The organism is Micromonospora haikouensis (assembly GCF_900091595.1).
GTDB classification, from domain to species: Bacteria; Actinomycetota; Actinomycetes; order Mycobacteriales; family Micromonosporaceae; genus Micromonospora; species Micromonospora haikouensis.
Window position 1 is genome coordinate 240,399 of the sequence record NZ_FMCW01000005.1, and the last position, 15,099, is coordinate 255,497.

A 15,099-nucleotide genomic window follows, 5' to 3' on the forward strand; every position below is an offset into this window, starting at 1 on the left:
CGGCGGCGCACCTGGACCTCCAGCGGTGGCGGGGGCGGGCCACCGACCCGGAGGCCGACCGGAGCCGGGCCGAGGAGGCCACCCCCGAGGCCATCGCGCGGCTGCGGGTGCGCAGCCGGGCGCTGCTGCGCGACCTGCTGCGCCCGCACCGGGGACGGCTGGGGCTGGCCGTGGGGCTGCTGCTGGCCCAGAACGCCGCCGCCATGTCCGGGCCGTACCTGGTGATGCTCGGCATCGACCGGGCCATCGGGCCGCTGCGGGCCGGGGACAGCGGGCCCCTGGTCGCGATCGCCGGCGCGTTCGCCGCCGCCACGGTCGTCGAGTACGCGGCCCGGCGCGGCTTCCTCACCCTCTCCGCCCGGATCGGCCAGGCCGTGCTGCTGGAGCTGCGCCAGCGGGTGTACGGCCACTTCCTGCGGTTGTCCGTCGGCTTCCACGAGCGCTACACGTCCGGCCGGATGATCTCCCGGCTCACCAGCGACCTGGACTCCATCGCCGAGCTGCTCGACGGGGGCGTCGACAGCCTGGTCCTCGCCGGGCTGTCGATCCTGTCGGTGGCCGGCATCCTGCTCTGGCTGGACCTGCCGCTGGCGGCGGTGACGCTGCTGGCGTTCCCGTTCCTGTTCCTGCTGTCCCGTTGGTTCGCCCGCGCCTCGGCCGGCGCGTACCGGCGGACCAGGGAGGCCGTGTCGCTGGTCATCGTCCACTTCGTCGAGTCGCTGCGCGGCATCCGGGCGGTGCAGGCGTACCGGCGGGAGCCGCGCAACCAGCGGATCTTCGCGGCCGTCAACGACGACTACCGGCAGGCCAGCCTGCGCGCGTTCCGGCTGATCGCCACGTACTCCCCGGGGATCAAGGTGATCGGGAACGTGACCGTGGCGGTGGTGCTCGGCTACGGCGGGGCCCGGGTGCTCGGCGGCGCGATGGAGGTGGGGGTGCTCGCCGCCTTCCTGCTCTACCTGCGCCGCTTCTTCGAGCCGATGCAGGAGCTGAGCCAGTTCTACAACTCGCTCCAGTCGGCGACGGCGGCGCTGGAGAAGCTCGCCGGGGTGCTCGACGAACGGCCGGGGGTCGCCGAGCCGGCGCGCCCGGCACCGCTGCCCGGCGGCGACGCGCGCGGCGCGGTGGAGTTCCGGTCGGTCTCCTTCGGCTACCGGGCCGGCGCCCCCATCCTGTCGGGCCTGGACCTGAGCGTGCCGGCCGGGCAGACCGTCGCGCTGGTCGGGGCCACCGGGGCGGGCAAGTCCACCATCGCGAAGCTGCTGGCCCGGTTCCACGACCCGGACGCCGGCACGGTCGCCCTGGACGGGGTCGACCTGCGGGACCTGGCCGACGCCGAGCTGCGCCGGGCGGTGGTGCTGGTGGCCCAGGAGAACCACCTGTTCAGCGGCTCGGTGGCGGAGAACATCCGGTTCGGCCGGCCGGGCGCGGACGACGCGGCGGTGCAGGCGGCGGCCCGCGCCATCGGCGCGCACGACTTCATCGCCGCCCTCCCCGACGGGTACGCCACCGAGGTGCGCCGCCGGGGCGGCCGGCTCTCCGCCGGGCAGCGGCAGCTCGTGGCGTTCGCCCGCGCGTTCCTCGCCGACCCCCGCGTGCTGATCCTCGACGAGGCGACGTCGTCGCTCGACGTGCCCACGGAACGGCTGGTGCAGCGGGCGCTCGCCACCGTGCTGCGGGACCGCACGGCGCTGGTGATCGCGCACCGGCTCTCCACCGTCGAGACGGCAGACCGGGTGCTCGTCCTCGACGGGGGCCGGGTCGTGGAGGACGGCCCGCCCGAGCGGCTCACCGCCACCGGCGGCCGGTACGCGGCGCTGCGCCGCCAGTGGCGCGACTCCCTGGTCTGACCCCAGGGCCGGCGATAAGCCGTGGTCGGTGCGGTCCACGGTGCCTACCATCGACCGATGACTGAACCGGGCAGGTCGGCCCGCGCCGGTGTCCCCGAGCGTCCCACGCTCGACGGGATCGAGGACACCTGGGCGCGCCGCTGGCAGGACGACGGCACGTACGCGTTCGACCGCACGAAGACGCGGGCCGACGTGTACTCCATCGACACCCCGCCGCCGACCGTATCGGGCGAGCTGCACATGGGGCACGTCTTCTCCTACACGCACACCGACACGGTGGCCCGGTTCCAGCGGATGCGCGGCCGGACAGTCTTCTACCCGATGGGCTGGGACGACAACGGCCTGCCCACCGAGCGCCGGGTGCAGAACGTCTACGGGGTGCGCTGCGACCCGGCGCTGCCGTACGACCCGCAGTGGCAGCCGCCCGCCACGCCCGTGGACGACGCCGCCCGGAAGAACCCGACCCCGATCTCCCGGCGCAACTTCGTGGAGCTGTGCGGGACGCTGACCGTCGTCGACGAGCAGGCGTTCGAGGCGCTGTGGCGGCGGCTCGGGCTGAGCGTGGACTGGTCGCTGACGTACACGACGATCGGACGGGCGGCCCGGGTCGCGTCGCAGCGGGCGTTCCTGCGCAACCTGGCCCGGGGCGAGGCGTACCAGGCGGAGGCCCCGACGCTGTGGGACGTCGGGTTCGCCACCGCCGTGGCGCAGGCGGAGCTGGAGGACCGGGAGCGGCCGGGGGCGTACCACCGGCTGCGGTTCGCCGGGCCCGGCGGGCGGGAGGTGCTGATCGACACCACCCGGCCGGAGCTGCTGCCGGCGTGCGTGGCGCTGGTCTGCCACCCCGACGACGAGCGCTACGCCGACCTGGTGGGCGCGGTCGTGCGTACCCCCGTGTTCGGGGTGGCGGTGCCGGTGCGCGCGCACCCGCTGGCGGACCCGGTCAAGGGCACGGGCGTCGCGATGGTGTGCACGTTCGGCGACCTGACCGACGTGACCTGGTGGCGGGAGCTTCAGCTCGACACGCGGGTGGTGATCGGCCGCGACGGCCGGCTGCTGCCGGAGCCGCCGGCCGGGGTGCCGGCGGGGCCGTACGCGGCGCTGGCCGGGCAGACCGTGGCCGGGGCCCGGCGGGCCGTGGTGGGGCTGCTCGCCGACGCGGGGGACCTGGTGGGCGAGCCGCGCCCGGTGGTGCACCCGGTGAAGTTCTACGAGAAGGGCGACCGGCCGCTGGAGATCGTCTCGACCCGGCAGTGGTATCTGCGCAACGGGGGCCGCGACGCCGGCCTGCGCGCGGAGCTGCTGGCCCGGGGCGGGGAGCTGCGCTGGGTGCCGGGGCACATGCGCAGCCGCTACGAGCACTGGGTGGGCGGGCTGACCGGTGACTGGCTGGTCAGCCGGCAGCGCTTCTTCGGGGTGCCGGTGCCGGTGTGGTACCGGCTCGACGACACTGGCGAGCCGGACTTCGCCCACCCTCTCACACCGGACGAGGCGGCGCTCCCGGTCGACCCGTCCGGCGAGCCGCCGCCCGGCTACGACGAGTCGCTGCGCGGACTGCCGGGCGGCTTCGTCGGCGACCCGGACGTGCTGGACACCTGGGCGACGTCGTCGCTGACCCCGCAGATCGTGGGCGGCTGGGAGACCGACCCGGACCTGTTCGGGCGGGTCTTCCCGATGGACCTGCGCCCGCAGGGGCAGGAGATCATCCGCACCTGGCTGTTCGCCACGGTGGCCCGCGCCCACGCCGAGCACGGGGTGCTGCCCTGGCGGGACGCGGTGCTGTCCGGCTGGATCCTCGACCCGGCCCGCAAGAAGATGGCCAAGTCCAAGGGGAACGTGGTCACCCCGATGGCGCTGCTGGAGCAGTACGGCTCCGACGCGGTCCGGTACTGGGCGGCCAGCGGCCGGCCGGGGATGGACCTGGCGTTCGACCCGGCGCAGATCCGGGTGGGCCGGCGGCTGGCCACCAAGCTGCTCAACGCGTCGCGGTTCGTCCTCGGGCTGGGCGCGGCGGACGCCCTGCGCGCCCCGTACGACAGCTCCAGCTCGGCGCGTCCGACTCCGCGCCGCGACCTGGAGCTGTCGGCGACGCAGCCGCTGGACACCGCGATGCTCGCCGAGCTGTCCGGCGTGGTCGCCGCCGCCACGGCGGCCTTCGACGCGTACGACCACACGGCCGCGTTGCAGGCGACCGAGTCGTTCTTCTGGCGGTTCTGCGACGACTACATCGAGCTGGTGAAGGAACGCGCCTACGGCACCGGGCCGGGGGCCGACTCGGCGCGGGCGGCGCTGGCCACCGCCCTGTCGGTGCAGCTGCGGCTGTTCGCCCCGGTGCTGCCGTTCGTCACCGAGGAGGTGTGGTCGTGGTGGCGCTACGGTTCGGTGCACCGCGCGCCGTGGCCCACCACGTACGAGGTGGACCGGGCGATCGGGGGCACGGCCGACGCGGGGCTGCTGCGGCTGGCGTCCGACGCGCTGGGGCAGGTGCGTCGCGCCAAGTCGGAGCGGAAGCTGTCGATGAAGGCGGAGGTGCCGCTGGCCGAGGCGCTCGGCCCGGCCGACCTGCTCGACCGGCTGACGCTGGTCGCCGACGACGTGCGGGCGGCGGGGCGGATCGGCCGGCTCGACCTGCTGCCCGGCCGCACCCCGGAACTGGTGATCGCCTGCGCCGTGTAAGGGGGGCGGGTAAGGAGGGGCCCCTTGTTAACGCATTTTGCATAGCAGGGGCCCCCTCTTAACACCGGCGGCGGGGCGACGGGCGGGTCACCAGCCGCGCAGCATGCGCACGCCGAGCAGGGCGGCGACCACGGCCGGCCCGAGCAGCAGGGTGACCGCCTGGAGCCGGTACGGCATCCGGTGCCGGGCCACCTCGACGGCGTTCCCGCCGACGAGCAGGCCGGCGGCCAGCACGAAGCCGCCCCACCAGTGGGCCTCCCCCGGGTCGACCAGGCGGTGCCGGATCAGCATCAGGGCCACGCCGACCCCCGCGCCGGCCAGGGCGAGCAGGGCCACCGTGCGGTGCAGCCCGCGCGCCAGCGGGTCGGCGGGCCGCCACAGGTAGGTGCCGGCGACCACGAGGCAGGGCAGCATGACCAGGGCGGGCCAGCCCCCGCCCATCGTGCCGGTCATCAGCAGCGCCCCGACCGTGAAGACCAGCAGGCCGACGCAGCCGACGACGTACCCGGCGAAGGCCCGGCCGCCGCCGCGCGCCAGCAGCGTCCCGCCGGCCGCGCCGATCACCGCGCCGGGGATCAGCACGAAGCCCGCCCACCAGTGGAACCGGCCGGCCGTCTGGGCGACCGAGGTGGTCGCCGCCACGGCCGCACCGGCGGCCGCCAGGCTGGTCACCCAGTGCCGGGTGTGCTTCGGGTACGTCCGCCGGGGCGCTGCCCGGCCCGTGTCGGCCACCATGCTCCCAGCCTGCCGGGCGGCGCGGGCGGGAGCCATCCGGCAGGCCCTACCTTCTCCGTTCCGGCGGCCGGATGGGGAGCCGGCGCGACGGGCCCGCCGTGCCGGCTCCCCCGATCCTCCGGCTCCCCGCTCTCCCTGCTCCCCCGGGCTCAGCTCCGGGTGATCACCTCGTTGTTCTTGAGGCTCTCGGTGCGCTGCTGGACGAGGGTGCGCAGCCGCTCGGCGTCGGAGTCCACCGCCGCCGCGTCGACCCCGTCGACGGTCTTCAGCACGCCGGTGATCGCGTCGAGCGCCCCGGTCGCCCGGCCGCTGGCGTAGACCTGCTGGTACAGCTCGCGGTACGCGTCCTCGTAGACCTCCTTGAACGCGTCGCTGGCCAGGAACCGCTCCTTGAGCTTGTGGCCGGTCATCATGCCGCCCATGCGCACCGGACCGGCCTCGCCGCCCTCCTGTTCCGTGGCCCCGCCGCCCGGCGGCTGTCTGCCCTCCGGCAGTTGCGCGCCCTCGGGGAGCTGCATGCCCTCGGGGAGCTGTGCGCCGTCCTGGGGCTGCGTCCCGCCCGGGGCCTGTCCGCCGCCCCGCATGCCGAAGCCGCCGCTGTCGTGCGGGCCCTGGGAGGCGTTGCCGCTGAAGGTCAGGTTGTGGTCCCAACTGATCACGCTGAACTTCTTCGTCTCCAGGTCGTACCAGAGGTAGTAGTTCTTCCCCGGCCCGGACATGTCGTCGAAGTTGAGCAGCAGGTTCTGCAGCGCGACGTAGCGGGCGAACGAGTCCACGTCGACCCGGTCGGCGAGCTGCGCGTCGAACTCCTCGTCGCTGGCCGAGTTCACCCACCTGATCAGGTTGATCACGGGCTGGAGGTCCTGGCTGCCCTTCATCGTGATCTGCTTGAAGTCGTCGGTGTAGTCGGTCTGGTCGTCGCCCTGGTCGGTGAAGCTGCTGCTGGCCAGGGACTTGTAGAGCACGCCGGTGCCGCCCATCTGGTCGGCGAAGTTCTCGTCCGGGTGCTCGACCAGGAGCCGGGCCGAGGTGGGCCGGTCGTTGACCGTGAACGACGAGTACGCGTACCGCTGGGCGGCCTCGCCGGTGCTGTCGAGCAGGGACAGCGACAGCGCCTCGTTGAGCACCGTGGAGCCACCGCCCATGCCGGCCACCCGGACGGCCACCTCGCGGTGCCCCTGGTAGCGGCGGCCGTCGACGAACTCGTCGAAGCTGATCAGCCAGGGCAGCGTCTCGGGCTCCTCGGCCTTCAGGCTGGTGCGGGTCATCCCGCCGCCGGGGAACCCGCCACCGGCCTGCCGCTGGCCCGTCTGCTGGCCGGTCTGGCCGCCCTGTTGGCCCGTCTGCTGGCCCGTCTGCTGGCCGCCCTGCTGACCCGTCTGGCCCGTCTGGCCGCCCTGCCGCTGGCCGGCGTCGGCGGGGCGCCCGCCGCCGTTGGGCATCCCGCCGGCCGGGCCGGCGCCGGTGCCGCGCGGCCTGGACTCGCCCTTCCAGGTGAGGCTCTGCAGGGTCGAGTTGCCCTTGAGCCGGATGCCGACGCTGGGCAGGGTGGTGCCGTCGACGGTCAGGTCCGCCTCGACGTACTCCTTCTCCCCCTCCTTCCAGTAGGTCTCCAGCATCCGCTGGTAGTCGGCGTCGGCGAAGGTCAGCGAGATCGAGTGCGCGACGCCGGCGTCGAACAGGTCGGTCGTGCCGGCGATGTCCACCGTCACCGTGTCCGCCGAGGTGTCGCCGGCGCTGGTCACGTACGGGCGGATCCGCTCGGTGCCGAGCACCAGGGTGAGGACGGCGAGGAACGCCGCGCAGGTGGTGAGCAGCTTCCAGTTCTGGCGGACCCGGACGGGCAGCCGGCGGCGCAGCGCCCGGGGCAGCGGGGACCGGGCCCGGGGCGGCTCGGCCATCACAGGTCCGTCTGGTCGTAGCCGGTGAGCACGGTCACCCGCTGGCCGGAGGTCCGCTCGCTGAGCGCCGAGATCAGGTCGCCCGGCTCGGTGCCCTTCTTGAGCCGGACGGTGTACATCAGCTCGGTGAGCGCGCCGGCCCGGATCGACTCCAGGCTGACCAGCTCGAACTCGGTGGTGTAGCGGACCAGCACGTCCTGGATGTCGGCGGTGTGGTTGCCGCCGGCCGGCACCTGGACCTTGACCACCTGCCGCTGCACGTTCAGCGCGAACCAGTTGAACCGGTACATCACCACGATGATCAGGCTGATCGCGACGGCGGCGACGACCGCCAGGGTGTAGAAGCGGGTGCCGCAGGCCATCCCGACGCCCATCACCAGGAAGATGAACCCGACGTCGCGGGTCTCCTTGATGGCGTTGCGGAACCGTACGACCGACAGCGCCCCGACCAGGGCGAACGCCCGCGCGATGTTGGAGCCCACCACCAGCATGATCAGCGAGATCAGCATGCCGAGGATGATCAGCGTCTGCACGTACGACTGGCTGTAGGACACGTTGCGGTGGGTGGCCCGGTAGACCCAGCCGATCATGGCGCTGAGCAGGAACGACAGCGACAGCGCGATGGCGATGTCGCCCACGCTGAACGTGCCGGACAGGTCCTGGAACGTGATGTCCATCGGGGTTCGGGCCTCACTTCTCGAAGGTGGCCGCCGCCAGCGCGGCGGCGGGGTCGTCGTCCTGGACATGGAAGAGCGAGCGCGGGGCGCGGCCGAACGCCTCGACGCTCTGGCAGTACTTGGAGACCCGCACCACCGACAGTTCGGCGCGGGCGGCGAGGTCGGTGAGCCAGTACGGCACCCGCTCGTTGGCCTTGATCTCGACGACCGCGAGGCGGGCCGGCACGATGAGCCGGTTCTCGGCGTCCGCGCCGAGGTGGAAGTCGCGGTCCCGGCCCCGGACCCGGTGGTCGAGGGTGACCCGCAGGCCGAGGTCGGCATCCTGGCCGACGTACGCCTCGCGGTGGTACCCGGTCATCGCCACCGGCCGCAGGTCGAGCCCGGAGACGAGTTCGAGGACCTCCTCGACGAACCCCCGCTGGGACGGGTCGTGCTCGATCAGCGCCCGCTCGTCGAGCAGCCGCCTCGCCACCCGGTACGGCAGGGCGATGCGACGCTTCTGGGTGACCCGGTTGACCCGCTGCTTGATCTCGACGTACACGGTGGTGTCGTCGTCGATGGTGGACCGGTCGCCGTAGTGGCGCACGCGCAGCTTGCGGCGGAACCTGAGCCCCTCGATCTTCTCCCAGTAGAACCGCAGGTCGGCGGTGTCGTAGTAGACGCTCCACACGCCGTACCCGGCGGTGCCGGCGAAGCTGTCCGGGGCCATCCGCGCGGCCAGTTCCCGCCGCAGCCCCGGCACCTTCGCGGCGTCCACGAGGTACTTGATCTCGTACCGGTTGAAGGCGTGCAGCTTGCTCGGCGCGCGCAGCGCGTGCCCCGCCCGGTCCCGGCCGGCGGGCGACGGGTCCGCGGTCGGTGGGCCCACGTCGGGGGCCGGATCGCCGTCGGGCCGGGCGGCCGGGGCCGGTTCGTACCGGCGGTCGGCGGCCGGCTCCGGGGGGCGGGCTCGGCGGGGAAACCGTAGACGCATGGACGCACTTCCTCCGGTCTGGCGGCGCGGATCGCCTCTGTCTGCGCGGATCGGTCGAAGGGCAGCCAACCGGTCGGGCATGCGAACGGCGTATGAACGACCTGTGGACGGGCTATGGACGACAGGTGACGGGCGGCCGACGCACCGGTAAGGCTTCCGTAACCGGCGCGACCGGTGCCGCCGGGCGCGGGCCGGGCGAGACTGGACGCATGATCGCCCGCCTGCTGCACAAGTGATCGCCCGCCTGCTGCACAAGCCGCTGACCTGGATCGCGGTCGCCGTGGTCGCCGCCGGGGCCGCCGCCGGCCTGGCCTGGTTCCAGCCCTGGAAGCTGGTCACCGACACCGACACCGAGGTCGACGAGACGCTGTCGGCCGTGGCGGCCACCACCGCCCCGGCCGCGCCGGGTCCCGCCGGCACGCCCACGACCGGCCCCGGTTCCGCCGGCAGCCCGGCCGCCGCGCCCACCCCCGCCGGGCCCACGCTGGTGAGCCGGGGCGACTTCGTCACCCACGAGCACGACACGTCGGGCAGCGCCCGGATCGTCCGGACCGCCGACGGGCGGCACCGCCTGGAACTCGTCGGGCTGGACACCAGCAACGGGCCGGACCTCCGGGTCTGGCTCACCGATCAGCCGGTGCGCGAGGGGGTCGCCGGCTGGCGGGTCTTCGACGACGGTCGTCGGGTGGAGTTGGGCCGGCTGAAGGGAAACCGGGGCGACCAGGCGTACGACATCCCGGCGGGCACCGACCTGACCGCCCTGACCAGCGTCTCGATCTGGTGCAAGCGGTTTTCGGTCTCGTTCGGCGCGGCTCCGCTGCGGGCCGCCGCCTGATCCGTGGCGGGGATCAACCCCTAGTGATGGGAATGGCACTCTCGACCGATCGGCGACGGGCTGAGAAACTGTGAGCCGGCCGAAAGTTGGGGGTGCGATGAGCAACGGGTGGGTGCTGCCCGACGAGGTGCTTCGGGACGCGCCGGCGTACACGCCGCGGCCCGGGGAGCTGGCCGATCTCGAGTTGCTGGTCTCGGGGGCGTACGCGCCCCTGACCGGCTTCATGACCCGGGCGGATCTGGCCTCGGTGAGCCGGCGGGGCCGGCTCGCGGACGGGGCACCGTGGCAGGTGCCGGTGGCCCTCCAGGTGCCGGCGGCGGTCGCCGACGGTCTGGATCCGGCCGATCCGGCCCGCCGGGTGCTGGTGCTGTCCGACGGCGAGGGCGCCCCGGTGGCCTCGCTGGAGGTGACCGACGTGTGGTCGGCCCGCGAGGGCGTCGCCGGGGTGGGCGGCACGGTGCGCCGGCTCGGCGACGGCGGCCACGGCCCGTTCCAGCGGCTGCGCCGCAGCCCGGAGGAGATCCGGGCGCTGCTGCCCCCGGGCCGGGTGCTGGGGGTGCTCGCCGACCGCCCGCTGCACCGCCCGCAGCTCGCGCAGATCGCCCACGCGGCCCGCACGCTGGGCGCGCACCTGCTGGTGATGATCCCGGTCGGCGAGGGGCCGATCAACGGGCTGCCCTCCGAGTCGCTGGTGCGGGCGGTCTTCGCCGCCCGGGACCGGATGCCCCCGGCGACCCTGGTCGCGGTGCCGCTGGCCCGCCGCCGGGACGAGATCAGCGACGCCCTGCTCCAGGCCCGGGTCGCCGCCGCGTACGGGGTGACCCACCTGCTCTCCACCGGCGAGATGCTCTCCGGCGCGGGGCTGCGGGTGCTGGTGCCCCGCGAGCTGGCCTACGACAACCGGGACGGGCAGTGGCGCTGGCGGGAGGACATCCCGCCGCGCAACCGGCGGCTGGCGCTCAGCCAGGCGGAGATCGACGACCTGCTCGACCGGGGCTTCCCGCTGCCCGAGTGGCACACGCCGCCGGCCGTGGCGAAGGAACTGGTGCGGGCCCGGCCGCCCCGGCGGCACCGGGGGCTCGTGGTGTTCCTCACCGGCTTCTCCGGCTCCGGCAAGTCGACCATCGCCCGGGGCCTGGCGGACGTGCTGCGCGAGGGCGGCGACCGCACGGTGACCCTGCTCGACGGCGACGTGGTGCGCCGGGAACTGTCCGCCGGGCTGACCTTCAGCAAGGCCGACCGGGACCTGAACGTCCGGCGGATCGGCTGGGTGGCGGCCGAGATCGCCCGGCACCGGGGGGTCGGCATCTGCTGCCCGATCGCCCCGTACGCGGCGGCGCGGACCACGGCCCGGGAGATGGCGCACGCGGCCGGGGCCGGTTTCGTGCTGGTGCACGTGGCGACCCCGATCGAGGTGTGCGAGCAGCGTGACCGCAAGGGCCTGTACGCCCGCGCCCGGGCCGGCCTGCTCACGGGCATGACGGGCATCGACGACCCGTACGAGGTGCCCACGGACGCCGACGTCGTGGTCGACACCACCGGGATGTCGATCGACGAGGCGGTGCAGGCGGTGATGCACCACCTGACCGAGACCGGCTGGGTGGAGCCGCGCCTCCAGTCCACCTGACCCGCCGCCTCCCGACCCGTTGCCGCCGCCCGGTCCTCCTCTCCGTCGAGGGGCCGGGCGGCGGTGCGTGTGCGCCGGGCACGTGTCGGTGCCCACCGCCCCCCTACGGCTCCGCTTCCGCAACGGCCACCCGCCGCGCTAGTGTTCACCTTTGTTGGAACGCGTGCGACCACGTGAGAAGTGGGCGCGGGAACCGGAGGTGCGGAATGCTGGCGCGGCAACGGCAGGCGGCCATCCTGGAGCGCGTCCGGGCCACCGGCGGCGTCCGGGTGACCGAACTGGCCGCCGAGTTCGGCGTCTCCGACATGACGATCCGGCGTGACCTGGACACGCTGCACGAGCAGGGCGTGCTGGCCAAGGTGCACGGCGGCGCCACCACGACCGGCCCCGGCTCCACCCACGAGCCGGGCTTCCACGCGAAGTCGGTGCGCCAACTGCCGGAGAAGGCGGCCATCGCCGCCCGCGCCGCCGAGCTGGTGCGTCCCGGCGCGGCGGTCGCCCTCTCCGCCGGCACCACCACGGCCGAGCTGGCCCGCCGGCTGGTCGACGTGCCGGGGCTGACCGTGGTGACCAATTCTCTGCCGGTCGCCGAGATCCTGCACGCCGGGGACCGCACCGACCAGACCGTGGTGCTCACCGGCGGGGTGCGGACGCCGTCCGACGCGCTGGTCGGGCCCCTCGCGGTCGCGGCGATCCGGTCGCTGCACCTGGACCTGCTCTTCCTCGGCGTGCACGGGATCAGCGAGCGGGCCGGCTTCACCACCCCCAACCTGATGGAGGCCGAGACCGACCGGGCCCTGGTGGCCGCCGCCGACCGGCTGGTCGTGCTCGCGGACCACACCAAGTGGGGCACCGTCGGCATCTCCTCGATCGTCGAGCTGTCCGCCGCCGACGTGCTGGTCACCGACGACCGGCTCGACCCGCAGGCCCGACAGGTGCTCGACGAGCGGGTCGGCGAGCTGGTCCTGGTCGCGGGGGCGGGGACGACGAGCAGATCGGCGCCGGGTCGGACGCCGGCCCCGGATCGTGGCCCCGGCCGCGTGGCCGCGCCGACGAGGGAGGGAACGGCGGAGTGAAGCGTACGACGATCGAGCTGGCCGACGGCCGGGAGCTGATCTACTTCGACGAGCGGGACGACGCGGTCCGCGACCAGCCGGACCGGCGCGAGCTTCCGCCGCCGCCGCCCGCGTCCCAGCTGCGGTACGACCCGCTCACCGACGAGTGGGTGGCGGTCGCCGTGCACCGGCAGAGCCGGATCTTCCTCCCCCCGGCCGACCAGTGCCCGCTCTGCCCGTCCCGGGGCGACCGGCTCAGCGAGATCCCGGCCCCGGACTACGACGTGGCCGTCTTCGAGAACCGGTTCCCGTCGCTGAGCCAGCGCATCGCCTCCGAACCGGCGGAGATCACCCCGTTCACCCCGGTCCGGCCGGGCCAGGGGCGGTGCGAGGTGGTCTGCTTCACCGACGACCACCACACCTCGTTCGCCGGCCTGCCGCCGGCCCGGGTGCGCACGGTCCTCGACGCCCTCGCCGACCGCACGGCGGCGCTGGCCGAGCTGCCCGGGGTGGAGCAGATCTTCTGCTTCGAGAACCGGGGCGTGGAGATCGGGGTGACCCTGCACCACCCGCACGGCCAGATCTACGCGTACCCGTTCGTCACGCCGCGCACCCGGGCGATGCTCGGCGCGGCCCGCCGCCACGCCGAGCGCACCGGCGGCGGCAACCTCTACGCCGACGTGCTCGCCGCCGAGCGCGCCGCCGGCACGCGGGTGGTGGCGGCCAACGAGCACTGGACGGCGTACGTGCCGGCGGCGGCCCGCTGGCCGTTCGAGGTGCACGTCGCGCCGCACCGGCCGGTGCCGGACATCCCCGCCCTGACCGACGCCGAGCGGGACGCGTTCGGCCCGCTCTACCTGGACCTGCTGCGCCGCTTCGACGCCCTGTTCGACATGCCGATGCCGTACATCGCGGCCTGGCACCAGGCGCCGGTGCGGATCGACCGCGAGCTGGGGCACCTGCACCTGCAGCTGTTCAGCATCCGGCGGGCGACGGACAAGCTGAAGTATCTGGCCGGCTCGGAGTCGGGCATGGGGGTGTTCATCAACGACATCGCCCCGGAGCGCGCCGCCGCCCTGCTGAAAGGAGGGGCCCCCTGTTAACGCTTCCTGTATAGCAGGGGCCCCCTGCTAACACAGGCGGTAACAGGCGGGGCAGGCGGGGCAGGCGGGGCAGGCGGGCGCAGCGCAACAGGGCGCGGGGGGCCCGGGACGGGCCCCCCGCAGGGAAGGGACGGCTGGCTGTGTGCGACAGCCGGGGAGGCTGGCTCATCGGCACTCGTGCCGCGCGGCGACCGCGGTCAACCTCCCTGGACGCGACTGGCACCACGTCCATCCTGCACAACGAGCCACCTCACCCGGGGTGACGGCGCGACGGCCGGGGACGCGCCGAAGCCCGCCGGCGGGCGGCCGGCGGGCTTCGGCGGTACGGCGGTGCGATCAGGCGGCGAGCCGACGCGCCAGGTTCTCGTCCAGCGCGTTCATGAACTCGTCGGTGGTCAGCCACGGGGCGTCGCGCGAGATCAGCAACGCGAGGTCCTTGGTCATCTGGCCGCCCTCGACGGTGTCGATGATGACCTGCTCCAGCGTGTTGGCGAACTCGCTGACCGCCGGGGTGCCGTCCAGCTTGCCCCGGTGGGCCAGGCCCCGGGTCCAGGCGTAGATCGAGGCGATCGGGTTGGTCGAGGTCTTCTCGCCCTTCTGGTACTGCCGGTAGTGCCGGGTCACCGTGCCGTGCGCGGCCTCCGCCTCGACGGTGCGGCCGTCCGGGGTCATCAGGACCGAGGTCATCAGGCCCAGCGAGCCGAAGCCCTGCGCCACGGTGTCGGACTGCACGTCACCGTCGTAGTTCTTGCAGGCCCAGACGAAGCCGCCCTCCCACTTGAGCGCGGCGGCCACCATGTCGTCGATGAGCCGGTGCTCGTAGGTGATGCCGGCGGCCTCGAATTCGGCCTTGAACTCGTTCTCGAACACCTCGGCGAAGATGTCCTTGAACCGGCCGTCGTACGCCTTGAGGATGGTGTTCTTCGTCGACAGGTAGACCGGGTAGCCGCGGTCCAGGCCGTAGCGCATGGAGGCGCGGGCGAAGTCGCGGATCGAGTCGTCGAAGTTGTACATGCCCATGGTGACGCCGCCGCCGGGGAAGTTGGCGACCTCCATCTCGACCGGGGCGGAGCCGTCGGCCGGGGTGTAGGTGATGGTCACCGTGCCCGGGCCGGGGACGACGAAGTCGGTGGCCTTGTACTGGTCGCCGTGGGCGTGCCGGCCGATGATGATCGGCTTGGTCCAGCCCGGGACGAGCCGCGGCACGTTCGACATGATGATCGGCTCGCGGAAGACGACGCCGCCGAGGATGTTGCGGATGGTGCCGTTCGGCGACCGCCACATCTTCTTGAGGCCGAACTCCTCCACCCGGGCCTCGTCCGGGGTGATGGTGGCGCACTTGACGCCGACGCCGTGCTCCTTGATGGCGTTGGCGGCGTCGATGGTGACCTGGTCGTCGGTGGAGTCGCGGTACTGGATCGAGAGGTCGTAGTAGTGCAGGTCGACGTCGAGGTAGGGCAGGATCAGCTGCTCCCGGATCTGCTTCCAGATGATCCGGGTCATCTCGTCGCCGTCGAGCTCAACGACCGGGTTGTTTACCTTGATCTTCGCCATCGACCGGCGCTCCTCTCGGGGGACACGTGCTCAACAGTACGAGCGTACTGGAAACCGGCTCGCAGTCCCCAGCCGGCCCGCGCTGGCCGGGGAAAACGGGATGCACGGCACAA

At 73.6% G+C, this 15,099-nt stretch carries 11 protein-coding genes; 6 read left to right on the forward strand and 5 right to left on the reverse strand.

The features are described 5' to 3' along the window. Positions 1–11 precede the first annotated feature (11 nt). Both GA0070558_RS07410 and valS read left to right on the forward strand, forming a co-directional pair. Positions 12–1,850 (forward strand): ABC transporter ATP-binding protein, encoded by a 1,839-nt coding sequence (locus GA0070558_RS07410; RefSeq protein WP_091277213.1) that lies wholly within the window; start codon positions 12–14, stop codon positions 1,848–1,850. Between the two features lie 57 nt (positions 1,851–1,907). Beyond that, positions 1,908–4,526, forward strand: a complete 2,619-nt coding sequence (gene valS / locus GA0070558_RS07415; RefSeq protein WP_091277137.1) for a valine--tRNA ligase — start codon at positions 1,908–1,910, stop codon at positions 4,524–4,526. 87 nt (positions 4,527–4,613) lie between these two features. Here valS and GA0070558_RS07420 read toward each other — a convergent pair whose 3' ends face one another. From GA0070558_RS07420 to GA0070558_RS07435, 4 genes are all read right to left on the reverse strand, one after another. Further along, on the reverse strand, positions 4,614–5,261 hold the full coding sequence (locus GA0070558_RS07420; RefSeq protein ID WP_256091804.1) for a hypothetical protein: 648 nt from the start codon (positions 5,259–5,261) through the stop codon (positions 4,614–4,616). A gap of 149 nt (positions 5,262–5,410) precedes the next feature. Then, positions 5,411–7,162 carry a CotH kinase family protein gene (locus GA0070558_RS07425; RefSeq protein ID WP_091277143.1) on the reverse strand — a complete coding sequence of 584 codons (1,752 nt, stop codon included), beginning with the start codon at positions 7,160–7,162 and terminating at the stop codon, positions 5,411–5,413. Continuing rightward, positions 7,162–7,839 carry a DUF4956 domain-containing protein gene (locus GA0070558_RS07430; RefSeq protein ID WP_091277146.1) on the reverse strand — a complete coding sequence of 226 codons (678 nt, stop codon included), beginning with the start codon at positions 7,837–7,839 and terminating at the stop codon, positions 7,162–7,164. The genes GA0070558_RS07425 and GA0070558_RS07430 overlap by 1 nt, the downstream gene beginning before the upstream one ends. A gap of 13 nt (positions 7,840–7,852) precedes the next feature. Then, on the reverse strand, positions 7,853–8,812 hold the full coding sequence (locus tag GA0070558_RS07435) for a polyphosphate polymerase domain-containing protein (protein ID WP_091277149.1): 960 nt from the start codon (positions 8,810–8,812) through the stop codon (positions 7,853–7,855). A 232-nt stretch (positions 8,813–9,044) separates the two neighbouring features. Between GA0070558_RS07435 and GA0070558_RS07440 the strand changes: the two genes are divergently transcribed. The 4 genes from GA0070558_RS07440 to galT all read left to right on the forward strand — a co-directional run bounded on the left by GA0070558_RS07440 (position 9,045) and on the right by galT (position 13,432). Beyond that, positions 9,045–9,647 (forward strand): DM13 domain-containing protein, encoded by a 603-nt coding sequence (locus GA0070558_RS07440; RefSeq protein WP_091277153.1) that lies wholly within the window; start codon positions 9,045–9,047, stop codon positions 9,645–9,647. Positions 9,648–9,744: 97 nt separating this feature from the next. After that, positions 9,745–11,274 (forward strand): adenylyl-sulfate kinase, encoded by a 1,530-nt coding sequence (gene cysC, locus GA0070558_RS07445; protein WP_043965720.1) that lies wholly within the window; start codon positions 9,745–9,747, stop codon positions 11,272–11,274. A gap of 206 nt (positions 11,275–11,480) precedes the next feature. Beyond that, complete coding sequence (locus tag GA0070558_RS07450) at positions 11,481–12,350, forward strand: DeoR/GlpR family DNA-binding transcription regulator (RefSeq protein ID WP_043965718.1); 870 nt, start codon at positions 11,481–11,483, stop codon at positions 12,348–12,350. Beyond that, positions 12,347–13,432 (forward strand): galactose-1-phosphate uridylyltransferase, encoded by a 1,086-nt coding sequence (gene galT / locus GA0070558_RS07455; protein WP_077938375.1) that lies wholly within the window; start codon positions 12,347–12,349, stop codon positions 13,430–13,432. The genes GA0070558_RS07450 and galT overlap by 4 nt, the downstream gene beginning before the upstream one ends. Positions 13,433–13,768: 336 nt before the next feature. On the opposite strand, the gene GA0070558_RS07460 is transcribed toward galT, so the two are convergent. Then, positions 13,769–14,986, reverse strand: a complete 1,218-nt coding sequence (locus GA0070558_RS07460; RefSeq protein WP_077938374.1) for an NADP-dependent isocitrate dehydrogenase — start codon at positions 14,984–14,986, stop codon at positions 13,769–13,771. Positions 14,987–15,099: the final 113 nt, after the last annotated feature.